A 17815-nucleotide genomic window follows, 5' to 3' on the forward strand; every position below is an offset into this window, starting at 1 on the left:
GACAGTTGCGCCCACAAAGGTCGCGCCAGGCCCTTCAATCCTTGATCAGCCCTCGCAGCACGGCCCGCGCTTCTTCAGTACGCAAGCACTCGATGAACAGTCGGCTTTCCCGCGCCACCGTGGCCTCCAGCTCCGCCCGCTGGCTGTCCTTGAGCAGCCGCTTGCTGATCCGCAGTGCCGCCTGCGGGTAGCCTTGCAGCTGCCGCGCCAGTGTGCGGGCAGCGTCCAGGCACTGTTCGCCGTTTTCATGCAGCTCATTGGCCAGCCCCCAGGCCAGCATCTGTTCGCCATCCAGCAATGCATTGGTCAGCAGCAAGCGTGCCGCTCGGGCCTGGCCAAGCACACGCGGCAGCAGCAGGCTGGAACCAAACTCCGGGCACACACCCAGCGGTGCGAAAGGCATGCGCAGCTTGGTCGAGCGGCTGACCAGCACCTGGTCGCAGTGCAGCAACAGGGTGGCCCCGATGCCGATCGCCGCACCACTGACCGCTGCGATCAGCGGCTTATCCAGGCCCATGACCACCCGCATCAGGCGGAACACCGGGCTGTCCAGGTCGCTGGGCGGGTTGTCGAGGAAGTCGCGAAGGTCGTTGCCAGCGCTGAAGCAGTGCGGCCCACCGGTGATGATGATGGCATCGACAGCAGGGTCTTCACCTGCCGCCAGCAACAGGTCGCCCAGCAGCTGGTACATGGCAGTGTTCAGGGCATTGAGCTTGTCGGGGCGGTTGAAGGCCAGGGTCAGCAGGCCTTGGTCCAGTTCGCGTGTGATCAGGTCGTTCATGGCAGCCGCTTTTGTTGTTGTGAGGGGGCCCTGCCGGGCAGTGGCGCTTAGGGTTTATCACGCAGTCCGGCTTGTTGTACAGTCGTTCAGTCCAGCCCCTAACCAGAGACCCACCGATGACTCAGGAAGCCCGCTACCACCGCATGCTGCCGGAACTGCGCAAAGCCAACCTGGTCGAGGCGACCCTGGTGTGCCTCAAGCGCCATGGTTTCCAGGGGGCTTCAATCCGCAAGATATCGGCCGAGGCCGGGGTCTCGGTCGGGCTGATCAGCCACCATTACGCGGGCAAGGACGAACTGGTGGCAGAGGCTTACATGGCCGTCACCGGTCGGGTGATGGGTTTGTTGCGCGAGGCCATGGCCCAAGCTGCGCCCAATGCCCGCGAGCGGTTGTCGGCGTTCTTCCGTGCCTCGTTCTGCGCCGAGCTGCTCGACCCGCAATTGCTCGATGCCTGGCTGGCCTTCTGGGGCGCGGTGAAGACCGCCGACGCGATCAACCAGGTGCACGACCACTCCTACGGCGAGTACCGCAACGAACTTGGCCAGCTACTGGCCAGACTGGCCGAAGAGGAGGGCTGGCAGGGCTTCGATGCCGACCTGGCGGCCATCAGCCTGAGCGCCTTGCTCGACGGCCTGTGGCTGGAGTCGGGCCTGAACCCCGGCACCTTCAGCCCCGAGCAGGGCGTGATCATCTGCGAGGCGTGGGTCGACGGCCTGCAGGCCGGCGGCCGGAGGCGCTTCAGCCTGCCCGAGGGCTGTTGATCACCTGTTCAGTAACGAGTACGCTGCTGTCGCGAGTGTGTAGAACAACACCAATAAAAAAGAGACAACACGCAATGACGCCTCGGGTATTGATCGTCGATGACGATCCGCTTATTCGTGACTTGCTGCAGGCCTACCTGTCCCAGGAGGGCTACGACGTACACTGCGCCGACACCGCGGAAAGGGCCGAAGCCCTGCTCGCCAGCCAGGATGTCGACCTGGTGCTGCTGGACATCCGCCTGCCCGGCAAGGACGGCCTCACCCTGACCCGCGAACTGCGGGTGCGCTCGGAGGTTGGCATCATCCTCGTCACCGGGCGCAATGACGACATAGACCGCATCGTTGGCCTGGAATGCGGTGCAGATGACTACGTGATCAAACCACTCAACCCCCGCGAGCTGGTGTCCCGGGCGAAAAACCTGATCCGCCGCGTGCGCCATGCCCGCGAGGCGCACCCCGCCCCGGCCTGCGCGCAATCGCTGAAGCAGTTCGCCGACTGGGCGCTGGATACCGACCGCCGGCGCCTGATCGACGCCCGTGGCGGGCAAACCCTGCTGACCCACGGCGAGTTCCAGTTGCTCAGCGTGTTCCTGCGCAACAGCGGCCACACCCTCAGCCGCGACCAGTTGATGGACCAGATTCGCAACCGCGAGTGGGTGCCCAACGACCGCTCCATCGACGTGCTGGTCGGCCGCCTGCGGCGCAAGCTGCATGACGACCCGGCCGAACCGCAGTTGATCATCACCATTCACGGCACCGGCTACCTGTTCACTGCCAGCGTGGCAGCATGATTCATCGCGCCTGGCGGTTGGCGCTGGCCTTGACGTGGCCCACTCTGCACGCCAGTGGCAGTGAACCCGTGCGTTACTGTGACTACCCGGTGTACCCGCCCATTTCCTGGAGCGACGGCCACCAGGTGCGCGGCCTAGCCCCAACCGTGGTGCGCGAACTGTTCGCGCGCATGGGCTACGAGGTGCAAACCGTGGTGCTGGGCAACTGGAAGCGCTGCCTGATGGACGCCGCCGCCGGGCGGGTGGACGTGGTCCTGGCCTACAACAGCGACCAGCGTGACCAGCGCATGCGTTTTTCCACGGAGCCGGTGGTGCGCGAGGAAGTGGCCGTGTTCTACAACCGCAAGCGACCGGTGCAGTTCCAGCAGCTGGAGGGCCTGGCGGTTTACCGCGGCGGCCTGTTGTACGGCGAAAGCTACGGCGCCGAGTTCGACCGCTTCGTCGCCCGCCACCAGAACATCGAGCGGGTGTCTTCCAGCCAGCAGAATTTCGGCAAGCTGATCCGCGGGCGCATCGACTATGTGATCCAGGAGCGGCGCACCGGCCAACTGTTCATCGAGCACCTGCCCGGCGCGCAGGACATCCGCGTATTGCCCAGCGCGCTGAGCGTGGACTACCTGCGGGTAGCCGTATCGCGGCAATCACCCCTGAGCCAGCACATGGACGAAATCGACGCGCAGTTGCGGCGCATGAACCAGGCTGGCGAGATCGCGCGCTGGCTGGAGCAGAGCGAGGTCACCTACCGCGACATGATCAACCTGCCGGCAGATGCCCGATGATTCGCCTGCACACCGATGGCCTGCTGCGCCGCCTGCTGCGGTTCATCCTGTTGTTCAGCCTGTGCTTTACCGTACTGGCCAGTAGCGTGCAGCTGTATTTCGAATACCGCCGCGAGATGCGCGACATCGAGGCGCGCATGGTGTTGATCCGCGCAGGCTACCTCGCCAGCCTGGAGCGCAGCCTGTGGGACTTGGACGAGGCGCAGCTGGATACGCAATTGCGCGGCCTGGTGGATTTTTCCGACGTGGCCCGGGTGCGCTTGGTTAGCGACGACTTTCAACTGCTGCGAGGGGAGGCCGAACCCAAGGGGCCGCTGCGCATCGAGCGCTTCCCTTTGGATTATCAGCCCCCCTCGGGCCCCGCCAGGCACCTGGGTGAGCTTGAAGTGAGTATCGACTTGGGTGCGGTGCACCATCGGTTGTATGCCACCGGCCTTGCCAGCCTGCTGTGGATGGGCGTGTTCCTGTGTGGCCTGGCAGTGGCGCTGTCGGGGCTGTTCTATCGCCTGGTCACCCGCCATCTGCAAGTGATGGCCGAGTTCGCCCGGCGTATTGGCGCCGGCCAATGGCAGGAACCGTTGCGCCTGGGGCGCCGCCGTTCATCGCGCCCTGACGAGATCGACACGGTGGCCAATGCCCTGGACGATATGCGCCGCGCCATCCTCAGCGACATTGAACGCCGCGAACGCGACCGCCTGGCGTTGCAAGACAAGCGCGACGAACTGCAGGCCATGGTCGAGCGACGTACCGCCAGCCTGGCCCGGGCCAAGGATGACGCCGAGGCCGCCAACCTGGCCAAGTCACGCTTCCTGGCGACCATGAGCCACGAACTGCGCACCCCGCTCAACGGTATCCTGGGCATGGCCGAGCTGCTACGCGGTGGCCGGCTGGAAGCGGCCGACCGTCAGCGCCTGGAAGCCTTGTACAAGGCCGGCGAGGGGCTGTTGGCGATTCTCAACGAAGTGCTGTATTTCGCCCGGCTCGAAGAAGGTGAGAGCCGCGCCGAGCTGGTCGGCTTTTCGCTGCGCCAGTTGTGCCAGGAAGTGCTGGCGCTGCTCGAACCCATGGCCGCGGACAACGGCGACACACTGCATCTGGAGATTGATGAGCAATTAGCCGGTTACCAGCACGGCGCCGAGCAGTACCTGCGTCAGGTGCTCAGCAACCTGCTGGCCAATGCCATCAAATTCACCGAGCACGGCCAGGTGCGGCTCAAGGTGCAGGTGCTGGTCAGCGAGGCGACCACGCAGCGCCTGCGGGTGTCGGTCAGTGACAATGGCATCGGCATCGAGCCGGCCGTACAGGCAAAAATCTTCGACCGCTTCGTCCAGGCCAGCGAGGCCGTGGCACGCCGCTACGGCGGCACCGGTCTGGGACTGGCGATCTGCAAGCACCTGGTGGAAAAGCTGGGGGGCTGCATTGGCCTGGACAGTGTACAAGGGCAGGGCAGCTGCTTCTGGTTCGAACTCGACATCGCCCTTGGGCAGCCGGTTGCGGCCAATACCCCGGCCCAGTCGGTCAGCGCCAGCCTGGATATCCTGGTGGTCGAGGACGTCGCGCTGAACCGTGAGGTGGCGAGCGGCCTGCTGGTGCGCGATGGCCACCGGGTGAGCTTTGCCGAGGATGCCGGGCAGGCCCTGCAGTTGTGCGCACAGCGGCGCTTCGACCTGATCCTGCTGGACGTTCACCTGCCCGGCATGAGCGGGGTGGAACTGTGCCGGCAGCTTCGCGCCACCCCCGGGCCTAACCACCACAGCCGGATAGTGGCGCTGACCGCTGGCGTGCAACCGGGGCAACTGTCGGATTACCTGGAAGCCGGCATGCAAGGTGTGCTGGCCAAGCCCCTGCGACTGGCCAACCTGCGCCAGGCGCTGGCCGACGCAACGCCGACTGAAGAGGCCGGTATTGACGCGAACATGGACTGGTCGCTGCTGGCCACCCACCGCTCGCTGCTGGGCGAGCAGAAGCTGCAGGGCCTGCTGAATGTGTTGCGCCAGTCACTGGAGCAGCACGCCACGGCGTTGGCCGAGGCGCTGCCGGCCCAGGACTTTACCGAGGTGCTGCACCTGGCCCATCGCCTGGCCGGCAGTTGCGACTCCTTGGGTTTTTCTGGCCTGGCTGCGCTGTTGCGACGCCTGGAAGACGCAGCCCGCCAGCATGATGGGCAGGCGCTGAACGCACTGGCCGAGCCACTGGCAAGCCAGCTCGGCCAGGCCCGTGCGACCCTGGAACAGCTGATCCAGAGCTGACGTACAAAAAGCTTACGACTTTTTACATCTTCGATCCGTTCGTACAACGGCGCCTTACATCCGTTTCCAATAATCCATGGCAACCGTGTTGCACACGGTCCATGAGGCTTATTGGAGACAAGAATAATGACATGCCGTAGCGCTCAGCCCCTCGTTCGCATCGCCAAACGTACCTGCCGCAATGGTGAGGTGCGCCATGACTGACAACGTTGAAAAGATCCAGCTCACCCGCGCCCTGAAAAGCCGACACATCTTCATGCTGTCGCTGGGTGGGGTTATTGGAACCGGCCTGTTCATGGGCTCGGGCGTAACCATCAATCAGGGTGGGCCGGTGGGCGCGATCCTGGCTTACCTGGTCGCCGGCTTGCTGATGTACCTGGTGATGGTCTGCCTGGGTGAGCTGTCGGTGCAGATGCCGGTGTCCGGTTCGTTCCAGGCCCACGCCACTAAGTACATTGGCCCGGCCACCGGCTTCATGATCGGCTGGGTGTACTGGATGAGCTGGGCCACCACCGTAGGCCTGGAGTTCACCGCTGCCGGCATGTTGATGACCCGCTGGTTCCCGGAGGTGCCGATCTGGTACTGGTCGGCGCTGTTCGTGGTGGTGCTGTTCGGCCTCAACGCCCTGGCCACGCGTGCCTTTGGCGAGGCCGAGTACTGGTTCTCGGGCATCAAGGTGGCAACCATCCTCGGCTTCATCGTCATTGGCCTGCTGGTGATCTTCGGTGCCATCCCCCTGAGCAGCGGGGCACCCGCACCGATGCTGAACAACCTGGTGGGCGAGTCGCTGTTCCCCCACGGCCTGTCGGCAGTGTTCGCGGTGATGATGACCGTGGTCTATGCCTTCCAGGGTTGCGAAATCATGGGGGTGGCGGCTGGTGAGACCGAGCACCCGGAAAAAAGCATCCCGCGGGCGGTGCGCAATGTGGTGTTCCGCGTGCTGATCTTCTATGTGCTGGCGATTGCCGTGCTGTCGGCCATTGTGCCGCACGAGCAGGCCGGGCTGATGGAAAGCCCGTTCGTGCAGGTGTTCGACATGGTCGGCATCCCTTACGCCGCCGACTTGATGAACTTCGTCATCCTCACGGCCATCCTCTCGGTGGGTAACTCCGGGTTGTATGCCTCCACGCGCATCCTCTGGGCCATGTCCAAGACTGGCATGGCACCGAAAAGCCTGTCGCCGCTGAGCAAGCGTGGCGTGCCGCTGCGGGCGCTGAGCATCACCCTGTGCTTTGCGCTGATTTCGCTGATGACCAGCTTCGTTGCGGCTGACACGCTGTTCATGGTGCTGATGGCGGTAAGCGGTATGTCCGGCACCGTGACCTGGATCGTCATCGCCCTGGCGCAGTACCGCTTCCGCAAGGCCTGGCTGCGCGACGGCGGGCAACTGCAGGACCTGAAGTACATGGCGCCGCTGTACCCGCTGGTGCCGCTGCTGTGCATCACCCTGTGCAGCTCGCTGTTCGTGTTCCTGGCGCTGGATGAAACCCAACGACCGTCGCTGTACTGGGGCTTTGGCTTCATTGCCCTGTGCTATGCGGCGTACTTCTTCGTCAACCGCCGCCGGCAGGGGGCCTTCGCACCCAGCGCACCAGGGGTTTGACGCCGCAGCTCGTCGCCGGCGGGTGTCAATCGCTGCATGTTCAGCACCTGTGAGATCGAGCACCGCCCGCGCGGCGTGCGATCTCACAGCCCATGAAGACCTCACGACGAACGCCCTTGTGTAACGCCAAACACCGAGTTGTGCGAAGTTGTAACAGCCCATCCCGTCTTGTTGAACACTCGTTTAGTATCTTCCTCGTCAAGCCCTCCAAAACCATCACAACAACACCGAGGCCCCCATGACTACCCCGTCGTCGTCACTGTTGAGCAAGGTCGAAGCTGGCGTTGCCTGGATCACCCTCAACCGCCCCGAGCAGCGCAATGCGCTGGACATTCCCACCCTCAAGCAACTGCACGCCTTGCTCGACAGCCATGCCGACGACCCCGCCGTACGCGTGGTGGTGCTGACCGGCAGCGGCCGCAGCTTCTGCGCTGGCGCCGACCTGGCCGAATGGGCTGCCGCCGAAGCTGCCGGCACCCTGGAAAGCTATGGCTGGACCGAAACTGCCCATGCCCTGATGTTGCGCCTGCACAGCCTCGACAAACCCACCATCGCCGCCATCAACGGCACCGCCGTGGGCGGTGGCATGGACCTCAGCCTGTGCTGCGACCTGCGCATCGCCGCCGCCTCGGCGCGCTTCAAGGCCGGCTACACCAGCATGGGCTACAGCCCCGATGCTGGCGCCAGCTGGCACCTGCCACGGCTGATCGGCAGCGAGCAGGCCAAGCGCTTGTTGTTCCTCGATGAACTGTGGGGCGCCGAGCGTGCCCTGGCGGCTGGGCTGGTCAGCGGAGTCTGCGCCGACGAGCAACTGCCCGCCGTGGCGGCCGAGTTGGCCGGGCGCCTGGCCAATGGCCCGACGTTCGCCTATGCGCAGACCAAGCAGCTGATCCGCGACGGCGCCCGGCGCACCCTCGCCGAGCAGCTGGAGGCCGAGCGCCACGCCGGCCTGCTGTGCGGCCGCAGCCAGGATGGCGCCGAGGCCCTGCAAGCCTCGGTTGAACGCCGCGCCCCCCGTTTTACCGGCCAGTAATCCGATACCCGACCCTCATCAGGACCTTCGCAGATGAATTTCCAACTGACCCAAGAACAAGAAATGTTGGTGGAAGCGGTACGCAGCTTTGTTGCCAAGGAGCTGCTGCCCCATGAGGAAGCGGTGGACCGCGCCGACGCTGTGTCGCCCGAACTGGCCGCGCAGATCCGTGGCAAGGCCATCGCAGCCGGTTTTTATGCATTCAACATGCCCGAGGAAGTGGGAGGGGGCGGTCTGGACTACCTGTCCCAGGCGCTGATCGAACGCGAGCTGTCCAAGGTGTCCTGGGCGCTGCATGTCTTCGTTGCACGGCCGTCGAAAATCCTCATGGCCTGCAAGGACGAGCAGATCAACGACTACTTGCTGCCTTGTGTGCAGGGCGAGAAAACCGACTGCTTTGCCCTCACCGAACCGGGTGCCGGTTCCGATGCCAACGCCATCAAGACCCGCGCCGTGCGCCAGGGCGATGACTTTGTCATCAACGGCAGCAAGCACTTCATCAGCCACGCCGGCCACGCCGATTTCGCCATTGTCTTCGCGGTCACTGACACCTACGAGCACAACGGGCGCAAGCGCAATGCGGTCACCGCCTTGCTGGTCGACCGGGGTACGCCGGGCATGACCATCCGCCGTGGTCCCAAGTGTGTGAGCAACCGTGGTTATCACACCTACGAGCTGTTCTTCGACGACTGCCGGGTGCCGGCCAGCAAGGTGCTGGGCGAAGTGGGCAAAGGTTGGGAAGTGGCCAATGCCTGGCTTACCGCCGGCCGGGTGATGGTCGCCGCCAACTGCGTGGGCCAGGCCCAGCGCGCCCTCGACCTGTCACTGCAATGGGCCGCCGACCGCAAGCAGTTCGGCCAGGCCATCGGCAGCTACCAGGGGGTGTCGTTCAAGCTGGCCGACATGGCCACGCAGATCCGCGCCGCGGAGATGCTCACCCTGCACACCGCCTGGAAGATGGACCAGGGCAACATGACCGACGGTGAAGCCGGCATGGCCAAGCTGTTTGCCAGCGAAGTGCTGGGCAAGGTCGCCGACGAAGCCGTGCAGATCTTCGGTGGCATGGGCCTGATGGATGAAGGGCCGGTTGAGCGCATTTGGCGCAACGCGCGTATCGAGCGCATCTGGGAGGGTACTTCGGAAATCCAGCGGCACATCATCGCCCGCGAACTGCTGCGCCCGCTGCTGCGCTGAGCGCCAGGAGAACACCCATGTCGCAATCGATTCGTGACAACCTCAAGCGCCTGCTGGCGCCCCGGCACCTGGCCTTCGTTGGCGGGCGCAGCATGGCGCGGGCGCTCAAGCGCTGCGCCGAAGGCGGCTTTGGCGGTGAGCTGTGGCTGGTCAACCCGCAGCATGAAAGCCTGGAAGGCATCCCTTGCGTGGCCCGCGTGGCCGACTTGCCTTACGCCCCGGACGCGGTGTTCATCGCCACCAACCGTGAGCTGACGTTGCAGTGCGTTGCCGAGCTGGCCGCGCGTGGCGCCGGGGGTGCCATCTGCTATGCCTCCGGCTTTGCCGAAAGCGGCGAAGAGGGCTGCCAGTTGCAGCAGCGCCTGCTCGCTGCGGCCGGCAACATGGCCCTGCTCGGCCCCAACTGCTATGGCCTGCTCGACTACCTGCACGGTGCAGCCCTTTGGCCGGTGGCCCATGGCGGCCAGCAGGTGGAGAAGGGCGTGGCGATCCTCACCCAGAGCGGCAACTTTGCCTACAACCTGTCCATGAGCGACCGCTCGCTGCCGGTGGCCTACATGGCCTCGGTCGGCAACCAGGCGCAACTGGGTGTGGCCGAGCTGATGGATGTGCTGCTCGACGACCCACGGGTAACGGCCATCGGGTTGCACCTGGAAGGCTTGAAGAACGTGCCGGGCTTTGCACGCGCCGCCTACAAGGCATTGCAGCAGGGTACGCCGATCATTGCATTGAAGACGGGCGTTTCGCAGATCGGCGCTGAACTGGCGCTCAGCCACACCAGCTCGTTGTCCGGCTCCGATGCGTTGTACGACAGCCTGTTCCAGCGCCTGGGCGTGATCCGCGTCAGCGGCCCGGTGAGCTTTGTCGAAACGCTCAAGGCCGCAGCCTGCGGACGCTTGCCGGCAGATGGCGAGCTGATTGCGCTGGCCTGCTCAGGCGGCGATGCCGGCCTGATTGCCGACTATGCCGAACGCCACCATCTGCAACTGCCGAAGCTCGAGCAAGGGCAGGTGGCGGCACTGGCCGAGGTGTTGCCGGGCTATGCCAACCTGGTCAACCCACTGGACTTCACCACTGCCATCTGGGGCGATGAGGCCGCCCTGCAACGCATGCTCGACAGTACCCTGAGCGGCGCCGCGGGCGCGGCGATGCTGGTGCTGGACTACCCGGCGGCGTTCACCGGCGAGCGCAAGGAATGTGACCTGCTGCTGGGGCTATACTGCGATGCCGTTGAACGCCACGGCAAGATCGGCTTCGTCACCTCGGCTTTCCCGGAACTGTTGCCTGCCAGTGCGCGTGAGCGCCTGCATGCGCGGGGCATCGCAGCCCTGCAGGGCGTGGAAGATGGCCTGGCGGCCTGGGGGCGCATCGTCGCTTACCAAAGGAACCGCCAGCGGTTGCTGGACCAGGGCGAGGCTGCGCGGGTACCGCTGTGCCCGCAGGCCCTCACGGGCGAAAGCCGACTGTTGGACGAATGGCAATCCAAGCAGGCCCTGCGCGCCTTCGGTCTGCCGGTGCCGGCAGGTGTGCTGAGTACGCCCGAGCGCGCTGTGGCAGACGCTGCCCGCGTGGGTTACCCGCTGGTACTGAAGGCGGTCAGCGCACAGCTGCCGCACAAGACCGAAGCCGGTGCGGTGGCGCTGAACCTGCGTGATGCCGCCGCCCTGGAAGCTGCACTGTTGCAGATGCGCCAGCGCATCGCTGCCTACGCCCCGCACGTCGCGTTCGACCAGGTACTGCTCGAACCCATGGCCGAGCCGCCGCTGGCCGAGCTGATAGTGGGCATCAAACGTGAACACGACTTTGCCCTGGCCTTGGTGATCGGTGCCGGCGGCGTGCTGGTCGAACTGCTCAAGGACAGTGTCAGCCTGTTGTTGCCCACCACCGACAGCGCCATCCGCGCCGCACTGCTGAACCTGCGCAGTGCCAGCCTGCTGCAAGGCTTCCGTGGCCGCCCGGCTGCCGACCTCGACGCCTTGGTCGCAGCTATCCGTGCGGTGGCCGACTACGCCTGCGAAAACGCCGGGCAGCTGTTGGAGCTGGATGTGAACCCATTGATGGTCGGTGCCCACGGCACCACCGCGGTCGACGCGCTGATCCGCCTCGGCCAGGCGCAAGGAGAACGACATGAATGACCTTACCCTGACGGCCGGCCAGGCGCTGGTGCGGTTGTTGGCCAACTACGGTGTGGAGACCGTGTTCGGCATCCCTGGGGTGCACACCCTGGAGCTTTACCGCGGCCTGCCGGGCAGTGGCATTCGCCATGTACTGACCCGCCACGAGCAGGGCGCCGGCTTCATGGCCGACGGCTATGCGCGGGTCAGTGGCAAGCCGGGGGTGTGCTTCGTCATTACCGGCCCAGGCGTGACCAACGTCGCCACCCCCATCGGCCAAGCCTATGCCGACTCGGTGCCGATGCTGGTGATTTCCAGCGTCAACCACACCGCCAGCCTGGGCAAGGGCTGGGGCTGCCTGCATGAAACCCAGGACCAGCGCGCCATGACTGCGCCGATCACCGCGTTCTCGGCCGTGGCGTTGCGTGGCGATGACCTGCCCGAGCTGATCGCCCGCGCCTGGGCCGTGTTCGACAGCGAACGGCCGCGCCCGGTGCACATTTCGGTGCCGCTGGACGTGCTGGCCGCACCCGTCAGCCGTGACTGGAGCGATGAGGTGGTGCGCCGCCCCGAGCGTGGCCAGCCGTGCCGCGAAAGCCTCGACCAGGCTGCCCTGAAGCTGGCAGCGGCCGAGCGGCCGATGATCATCGCGGGTGGTGGTGCGCTGCATGCGGCCGAACAACTTGCGCAGTTGAGCGCCCGGCTGGCGGCACCGGTATTCACCAGCGTGGCCGGCAAGGGCCTGCTGCCGCCGCAGGCGCCCCTGAATGCCGGTTCCAGCCTGTGCGTGGAACCCGGCTGGCAGCTGATCAGCCAGGCTGATGTGGTGCTTGCCGTGGGCACCGAAATGGCCGACACCGACTTCTGGCGCGAGCGCCTGCCGATCACTGGCGAGCTGCTGCGCGTGGACATCGACCCGCGCAAGTTCAACGACTTCTACCCCTGTGCCATTGCCTTGCAAGGTGATGCCCGGCAAACCCTGGCCGGCTTGCTCGAACACCTGCCAGCACTCGACCGAGACCCTGCTCAGGCCAGCGAAGCGGTGAGCGACCTGCGCCAGGCCATTCGTCATGGGCATGCACCGTTGCAGGCCATCCATCAGGCGATTCTTGACCGCATTGCCGCCGTGCTGCCCGACGATGCGTTCATCAGCAGCGACATGACCCAACTGGCCTACACCGGCAACTACGCCTTCGCCAGCCGGGCGCCGCGCAGCTGGCTGCATCCTACCGGCTACGGCACACTCGGCTACGGCCTGCCGGCCGGTATTGGCGGCATGCTTGCCACCGACCATCGCCCAGGCCTGGTGCTGGTGGGCGACGGCGGTTTCCTTTATACCGCCCAGGAGCTGGCCACGGCTGTAGAGGAACTGGACCGGCCGTTGGTGGTGCTGCTGTGGAACAACGACGCCCTCGGGCAGATCCGCGATGACATGCTCGGCCTGAACATCGAGCCGGTCGGCGTGCTGCCGCGTAATCCGGACTTCATCGGCCTGGCCCGTGCCTTTGGTTGCGCGGTGCGCCAGCCGCGTGATCTGGACGCGCTGCAGGCCGACCTGGCCAGCGGTTTCGCCACACCCGGCGTGACCTTCATCGAACTCAAACACACCTGCGTCTGTTAAGCCGCGAACAACCAAAAGAACAAGAGAAACCCACATGCCATTTCGCCGTACACTTCTGGCCGCATCCCTGGCCCTGCTGATCACCGGCCAAGCCCCACTGTATGCCGCCCCCCCGTTGTCGATGGACAACGGTACCAACGCCCTGACCGTGCAAAACAGCAATGCCTGGGTCGAAGTCAGCGCCAGCGCCCTGCAGCACAACATCCGCACGCTGCAGGCCGAGCTGGCCGGCAAGTCCAAGCTGTGCGCCGTGCTCAAGGCCGATGCCTATGGCCACGGTATCGGCCTGGTAATGCCATCGATCATCGCCCAGGGCGTGCCCTGCGTGGCGGTGGCCAGCAACGAGGAGGCCCGCGTGGTCCGCGCCAGTGGCTTCACCGGGCAACTGGTGCGGGTACGCCTGGCCAGCCTAAGCGAGCTGGAAGATGGCTTGCAGTACGACATGGAAGAGCTGGTGGGCAGCGCGGAATTTGCCCGCCAGGCCGATGCCATCGCCGCGCGCCATGGCAAGACCTTGCGCATTCACATGGCGCTCAACTCCAGCGGCATGAGCCGCAACGGGGTGGAGATGGCCACCTGGTCCGGCCGTGGCGAAGCGCTGCAGATCACCGACCAGAAGCACCTCAAGCTGGTCGCGCTGATGACCCACTTCGCCGTGGAAGACAAGGACGATGTCCGCAAGGGCCTGGCGGCCTTCAACGAGCAGACCGACTGGTTGATCAAGCACGCGAAGCTCGACCGCAGCAAGCTCACCCTGCACGCCGCCAACTCGTTCGCTACGCTGGAGGTGCCGGAAGCGCGCCTGGACATGGTACGAACGGGGGGCGCGCTGTTCGGCGACACCGTGCCGGCGCGCACCGAGTACAAGCGTGCGATGCAGTTCAAATCGCACGTGGCTGCGGTGCACAGCTATCCGGCTGGCAACACCGTGGGCTATGACCGCACCTTCACCCTGGCCCGTGATTCGCGCCTGGCCAACATTACGGTCGGGTACTCCGACGGCTACCGCCGGGTATTCACCAACAAGGGCCATGTGCTGATCAACGGCCACCGTGTGCCGGTGGTGGGCAAGGTGTCGATGAACACGCTGATGGTCGATGTCACCGACTTCCCTGATGTGAAGGGGGGCAACGAAGTGGTGCTGTTTGGCAAGCAGGCCGGGGGCGAAATCACCCAGGCCGAGATGGAAGAAATCAACGGCGCGTTGCTCGCCGATCTGTACACCGTATGGGGCAGTTCCAACCCGAAGATCCTCGTCGACTGAAACCGCCATTGAAAGGAGATTGCCATGCGCTACGCCAAGCTCACCCAACGCATCGCCGGCGACGGCGCCGCGGCCTGGGATATCCACTACCGCGCCCTGGCGCTGCAGGCCGAGGGCAAGGACATCCTGCTGTTGTCGGTGGGTGACCCGGACTTCGACACTCCCGCGCCTATCGTCGAGGCGGCCATCGACAGCCTGCGCGCTGGCCATACCCATTACGCCGATGTACGCGGCAAGCTGGCGCTGCGCCAGGCCATCGCCAACCGTCACCGGCAGCGCAGTGGCCAGGCGGTGAGCGTCGACCAGGTGACCGTGCTGGCGGGTGCCCAGTGCGCGCTGTTCTGCGTGGCCCAGTGCATACTCGACCCAGGCGATGAGGTGATCGTTGCCGAACCGATGTATGTCACTTACGAGGCCGTGTTCGGCGCCTGTGGCGCCAAGGTGGTACCGGTACCGGTCAAGCCCGAGAATGGCTTTCGCGTGTGCCCGCGTGACGTCGCCGAGCGCATTACCCCGCGCACCCGCGCCTTGGCGCTGAACAGCCCGCACAACCCTTCGGGGGCGAGCCTGCCGCGCGCCACCTGGGAGGCGCTGGCCGAACTGTGCATTGCCCATGATCTGTGGCTGATCTCTGACGAGGTCTACAGCGAGCTGCTGTATGAAGGCGAGCATGTCAGCCCCGGCAGCCTGCCGGGCATGGCCGAGCGCACTGCAACGTTGAACAGCCTGTCCAAGTCGCATGCCATGACCGGCTGGCGCATGGGGTGGGTGGTCAGCTCGACGGCACTGGCCACGCATCTGGAAAACCTCGCCCTGTGCATGCTCTACGGCTTGCCGGACTTCGTCCAGGATGCCGCCGTGGTGGCGCTGGAGCAGCCGTTGCCCGAGCTGGACGCCATGCGCGAAGCCTACCGCGAGCGGCGCGATCTGGTGTGCGAGCAGCTGGCCGGCTGCCCGGGCCTCAAGGCATTGAAGCCCGATGGTGGCATGTTCGTGATGGTCGACATCCGTGAAACCGGCCTTAGCGCCCAGGCTTTCGCCGACTACCTGTTGGACAGCCAAGGCGTGTCGGTGCTCGCCGGCGAGGCATTCGGCCCGAGCGCTGCCGGGCATATCCGCCTGGGCCTGGTGCTGGGCAATGAGGCGCTGGCCGATGCCTGCCAGCGCATCGCCCGCTGCGCCGGCGAGCTGATGCAGGGGCAGACCGATGCGTGAGTATGCACGGCTGTACATCGACGGGGCCTGGCAGGTGCCGAGCGGGCAGGGCATGGCCGAGGTGATCGACCCGGCCACCGAGCAGGCCATTGGCCGGGTACCCTTGGGCGCCGAGGCCGATGTCGAGCGGGCGGTGATGGCGGCGCGGCGGGCCTTCGATGGCTGGTCGCGCACACCGTCCAGCGTGCGCGCCGGGTACATCCGGGCATTGGTCGCACAGCTGAAAAACCGCGCGGCGCAAATGGCCGAGGTTATTACCGACGAGCTGGGCATGCCGGTGCAGTGGTGCCAGGCGGTGCAGGTCGAAGGCCCGATTGCCGGGTTGGAGCAATACGCCGAACTGGCCAGGCTGATGGACGAGGTGCGCGAAGTCGGCAATTCGCTGGTGTACCGCGAAGCCGTTGGCGTGTGCGCATTCATCAACCCGTGGAACTACCCGCTGCACCAGATGATCGGCAAGCTGGCGCCGGCCCTGGCTGCCGGGTGCACGGTGGTGGTCAAACCCAGCCAGGAAACGCCGCTGCACGCATTTGTGCTGGCCGAAATGATCGACGCCATCGGCCTGCCGGCAGGGGTGTTCAACCTGGTCAGCGGCCCAGGTGCCAAGGTCGGTGAAGCCCTGGCTCGGCACCCGCAGGTGGACATGGTGTCGTTCACCGGCTCAACCGGTGCTGGGGTGCGGGTGGCACAAGCGGCCGCGCCGACGGTGAAGCGGGTGTGCCTGGAACTGGGTGGCAAGTCACCGTTGCTGATTACCGCCGATGCCGACCTGCACGCTGCGGTGCGCTATGGCGTGCAGGACGTGATGATCAACTCGGGGCAGACCTGCACGGCACTGACCCGCATGCTGCTGCCGGCCAGCCGCTATGCCGAGGCGCTGGACATTGCCCAGGCCGAGACCCGCGCACTGGTCATGGGCGACCCGCGTGACCCCGCCAGTTTCCTAGGGCCGATGTGTTCGGCAGGCCAGCGGCGCACGGTGCTCGACTACATTCGCCAGGGCCAGGAGGAGGGCGCGCGCTTGTTGTGCGGTGGTAATCACGGCGGCTTCGAGCGCGGCTTCTACGTGGCGCCCACGTTGTTCGCCGACGTCGACAACCGCATGCGCATTGCCCAGGAAGAAATCTTCGGTCCGGTGCTGTGCCTGATCCCCTACGCCGACGAGGCCCAGGCGCTGGCCCTGGCCAATGACTCGCCATTCGGCTTGTCCAGTGCAGTGTGGGCCGGCAGCCGCGAGCAGGGCCTGGCTCTGGCGCGGGAGATACGGGCCGGGCAGTGCTTCATCAACGGTGGCGCGTTCAACTACCAGGCACCGTTCGGGGGCTACAAGCAGTCGGGCAACGGCCGTGAGTGGGGCGAGGAGGGCCTGGCGGAGTTCGTCGAGGTCAAAGCGGTGCAGTGCTGAACCACTGCGGCAAGATAACCTGTTTTGTGTGAGGAGAATGCTTGTGAATGTACTGATCGTCCACGCTCACCCCGAACCGCAATCGTTCACGGCAGCCCTGCGTGACCAGGCTGTGGAAACCTTCCGTGCCCAAGGTCATCAGGTGCAGGTCAGTGACTTGTACGCCATGGGCTGGAACCCGGTGGCCAGTGCCGATGACTTTACCCAGCGCGAGAACCCCGAGTACCTCGTGTATGCGCTGGAGCAGCGTCAGGGCGTCAAGCGCGGTGCCATTGCCGCAGATATCCAGCAGGAGCTGGACAAGCTGTTGTGGGCCGATCTGCTGGTGTTGAACTTCCCGATCTTCTGGTTCTCGGGCCCGGCCATGCTCAAGGGCTGGATCGACCGTGTGCTGGTGTCGGGGGTGTGCTATGGCGGCAAGCGCTTCTACGACCAGGGCGGCTTGGCCGGCAAGAGGGCGCTGGTGACCGTGACCCTGGGCGGGCGCGAGCACATGTTTGGCGATGGCGCGATTCACGGGCCGCTGGAAGACATGCTGCGGCCGATCCTGCGGGGCACGCTGGCCTATGTCGGGTTCGAAGTGCTGCCGCCGTTCGTGGCTTGGCATGTGCCTTACATCAGTGCTGCTGCGCGGCAGGACTTTCTGCAGCAATACCGGCAGCGTCTGGAGCAGCTCTCGGACGACCAGCCACTGGTGTTCCCGCGCCTGGCGCAGTTCGATGAAGCGTTGTACCCGCTGACGTGACCTTTCTCCTGTACTGAACACTGGGGCCGCGTTGCGGCCCTTTCGCGACACAAGGCCGCTCCCACAGGATTACCGCCAGCTTCGAAGGCTGCGCCGTCCTCCCACAGGATTACCGCCAGCTTCGAAGGCTGCGCCGTCCTCCCACAGGATTACTACCAGCTTCGAAGGCTGCGCCGTCCTCCCACAGGATTACCACCAGCTTCGAAGTCTGCGCCGTCCTCCCACAGGATTACCGCCAGCTTCGAAGGCTGCGCCGTCCT

At 65.4% G+C, this 17815-nt stretch carries 14 protein-coding genes; 13 read left to right on the top strand and 1 reads right to left on the bottom strand.

Annotated elements, in window-relative coordinates; translation table 11 throughout:
- Positions 1-34 precede the first annotated feature (34 nt).
- The gene (locus ACTJJN_RS25195; RefSeq protein WP_019751073.1) at positions 35-781 is read right to left on the bottom strand and encodes an enoyl-CoA hydratase-related protein; all 747 of its coding nucleotides are present in this window, start codon (positions 779-781) and stop codon (positions 35-37) included.
- 116 nt (positions 782-897) lie between these two features.
- On the opposite strand from ACTJJN_RS25195, the gene ACTJJN_RS25200 reads away from it, so the two are divergent.
- The 13 genes from ACTJJN_RS25200 (at position 898) to ACTJJN_RS25260 (ending at position 17555) form a co-directional block, all read left to right on the top strand.
- The gene (locus tag ACTJJN_RS25200; protein ID WP_014756232.1) at positions 898-1542 is read left to right on the top strand and encodes a TetR family transcriptional regulator C-terminal domain-containing protein; all 645 of its coding nucleotides are present in this window, start codon (positions 898-900) and stop codon (positions 1540-1542) included.
- Positions 1543-1616: 74 nt separating this feature from the next.
- A complete protein-coding gene (locus ACTJJN_RS25205; RefSeq protein WP_003256139.1) occupies positions 1617-2333 on the top strand; it encodes a response regulator in 717 nt (238 codons plus the stop codon).
- Positions 2330-3112 carry a substrate-binding periplasmic protein gene (locus tag ACTJJN_RS25210; RefSeq protein ID WP_440781718.1) on the top strand — a complete coding sequence of 261 codons (783 nt, stop codon included), beginning with the start codon at positions 2330-2332 and terminating at the stop codon, positions 3110-3112. The genes ACTJJN_RS25205 and ACTJJN_RS25210 overlap by 4 nt, the downstream gene beginning before the upstream one ends.
- Complete coding sequence (locus ACTJJN_RS25215) at positions 3109-5361, top strand: ATP-binding protein (RefSeq protein ID WP_440781720.1); 2253 nt, start codon at positions 3109-3111, stop codon at positions 5359-5361. Before ACTJJN_RS25210 ends, ACTJJN_RS25215 begins: the two co-directional genes overlap by 4 nt.
- Positions 5362-5557: 196 nt before the next feature.
- A complete protein-coding gene (locus ACTJJN_RS25220) occupies positions 5558-6964 on the top strand; it encodes an amino acid permease (RefSeq protein WP_014756236.1) in 1407 nt (468 codons plus the stop codon).
- A gap of 238 nt (positions 6965-7202) precedes the next feature.
- On the top strand, positions 7203-7997 hold the full coding sequence (locus ACTJJN_RS25225; RefSeq protein ID WP_440781721.1) for an enoyl-CoA hydratase/isomerase family protein: 795 nt from the start codon (positions 7203-7205) through the stop codon (positions 7995-7997).
- A 33-nt stretch (positions 7998-8030) separates the two neighbouring features.
- A complete protein-coding gene (locus ACTJJN_RS25230; protein WP_003256129.1) occupies positions 8031-9191 on the top strand; it encodes an acyl-CoA dehydrogenase family protein in 1161 nt (386 codons plus the stop codon).
- A 17-nt stretch (positions 9192-9208) separates the two neighbouring features.
- Positions 9209-11326 (top strand): acetate--CoA ligase family protein, encoded by a 2118-nt coding sequence (locus tag ACTJJN_RS25235; RefSeq protein WP_012051974.1) that lies wholly within the window; start codon positions 9209-9211, stop codon positions 11324-11326.
- Positions 11319-12926 (top strand): 5-guanidino-2-oxopentanoate decarboxylase, encoded by a 1608-nt coding sequence (locus ACTJJN_RS25240; protein WP_012051975.1) that lies wholly within the window; start codon positions 11319-11321, stop codon positions 12924-12926. The genes ACTJJN_RS25235 and ACTJJN_RS25240 overlap by 8 nt, the downstream gene beginning before the upstream one ends.
- Before the next feature lie 34 nt (positions 12927-12960).
- Complete coding sequence (gene alr, locus ACTJJN_RS25245; RefSeq protein ID WP_012051976.1) at positions 12961-14190, top strand: alanine racemase; 1230 nt, start codon at positions 12961-12963, stop codon at positions 14188-14190.
- Between the two features lie 24 nt (positions 14191-14214).
- Positions 14215-15405 (top strand): pyridoxal phosphate-dependent aminotransferase, encoded by a 1191-nt coding sequence (locus ACTJJN_RS25250; protein ID WP_014756241.1) that lies wholly within the window; start codon positions 14215-14217, stop codon positions 15403-15405.
- Positions 15398-16810, top strand: coding sequence for an aldehyde dehydrogenase family protein (locus ACTJJN_RS25255; protein ID WP_440781723.1), 1413 nt, complete (start codon positions 15398-15400; stop codon positions 16808-16810). Before ACTJJN_RS25250 ends, ACTJJN_RS25255 begins: the two co-directional genes overlap by 8 nt.
- 43 nt (positions 16811-16853) lie before the next feature.
- Positions 16854-17555 (top strand): NAD(P)H-dependent oxidoreductase, encoded by a 702-nt coding sequence (locus ACTJJN_RS25260; RefSeq protein ID WP_440781724.1) that lies wholly within the window; start codon positions 16854-16856, stop codon positions 17553-17555.
- Positions 17556-17815 lie beyond the last annotated feature (260 nt).

Source organism: Pseudomonas sp. 22515 (assembly GCF_052044625.1).
Lineage (GTDB): Bacteria > Pseudomonadota > Gammaproteobacteria > Pseudomonadales > Pseudomonadaceae > Aquipseudomonas > Aquipseudomonas alloputida.

What these genes read in the sequence shown, in the direction of transcription:
- ACTJJN_RS25195 (WP_019751073.1), bottom strand. Translation starts at nt 781, where the DNA reads ATGAACGACCTGATCACACGCGAACTGGACCAAGGCCTGCTGACCCTG.
- ACTJJN_RS25200 (WP_014756232.1), top strand. Translation starts at nt 898, where the DNA reads ATGACTCAGGAAGCCCGCTACCACCGCATGCTGCCGGAACTGCGCAAA.
- ACTJJN_RS25205 (WP_003256139.1), top strand. Translation starts at nt 1,617, where the DNA reads ATGACGCCTCGGGTATTGATCGTCGATGACGATCCGCTTATTCGTGAC.
- ACTJJN_RS25210 (WP_440781718.1), top strand. Translation starts at nt 2,330, where the DNA reads ATGATTCATCGCGCCTGGCGGTTGGCGCTGGCCTTGACGTGGCCCACT.
- ACTJJN_RS25215 (WP_440781720.1), top strand. Translation starts at nt 3,109, where the DNA reads ATGATTCGCCTGCACACCGATGGCCTGCTGCGCCGCCTGCTGCGGTTC.
- ACTJJN_RS25220 (WP_014756236.1), top strand. Translation starts at nt 5,558, where the DNA reads ATGACTGACAACGTTGAAAAGATCCAGCTCACCCGCGCCCTGAAAAGC.
- ACTJJN_RS25225 (WP_440781721.1), top strand. Translation starts at nt 7,203, where the DNA reads ATGACTACCCCGTCGTCGTCACTGTTGAGCAAGGTCGAAGCTGGCGTT.
- ACTJJN_RS25230 (WP_003256129.1), top strand. Translation starts at nt 8,031, where the DNA reads ATGAATTTCCAACTGACCCAAGAACAAGAAATGTTGGTGGAAGCGGTA.
- ACTJJN_RS25235 (WP_012051974.1), top strand. Translation starts at nt 9,209, where the DNA reads ATGTCGCAATCGATTCGTGACAACCTCAAGCGCCTGCTGGCGCCCCGG.
- ACTJJN_RS25240 (WP_012051975.1), top strand. Translation starts at nt 11,319, where the DNA reads ATGAATGACCTTACCCTGACGGCCGGCCAGGCGCTGGTGCGGTTGTTG.
- alr (WP_012051976.1), top strand. Translation starts at nt 12,961, where the DNA reads ATGCCATTTCGCCGTACACTTCTGGCCGCATCCCTGGCCCTGCTGATC.
- ACTJJN_RS25250 (WP_014756241.1), top strand. Translation starts at nt 14,215, where the DNA reads ATGCGCTACGCCAAGCTCACCCAACGCATCGCCGGCGACGGCGCCGCG.
- ACTJJN_RS25255 (WP_440781723.1), top strand. Translation starts at nt 15,398, where the DNA reads ATGCGTGAGTATGCACGGCTGTACATCGACGGGGCCTGGCAGGTGCCG.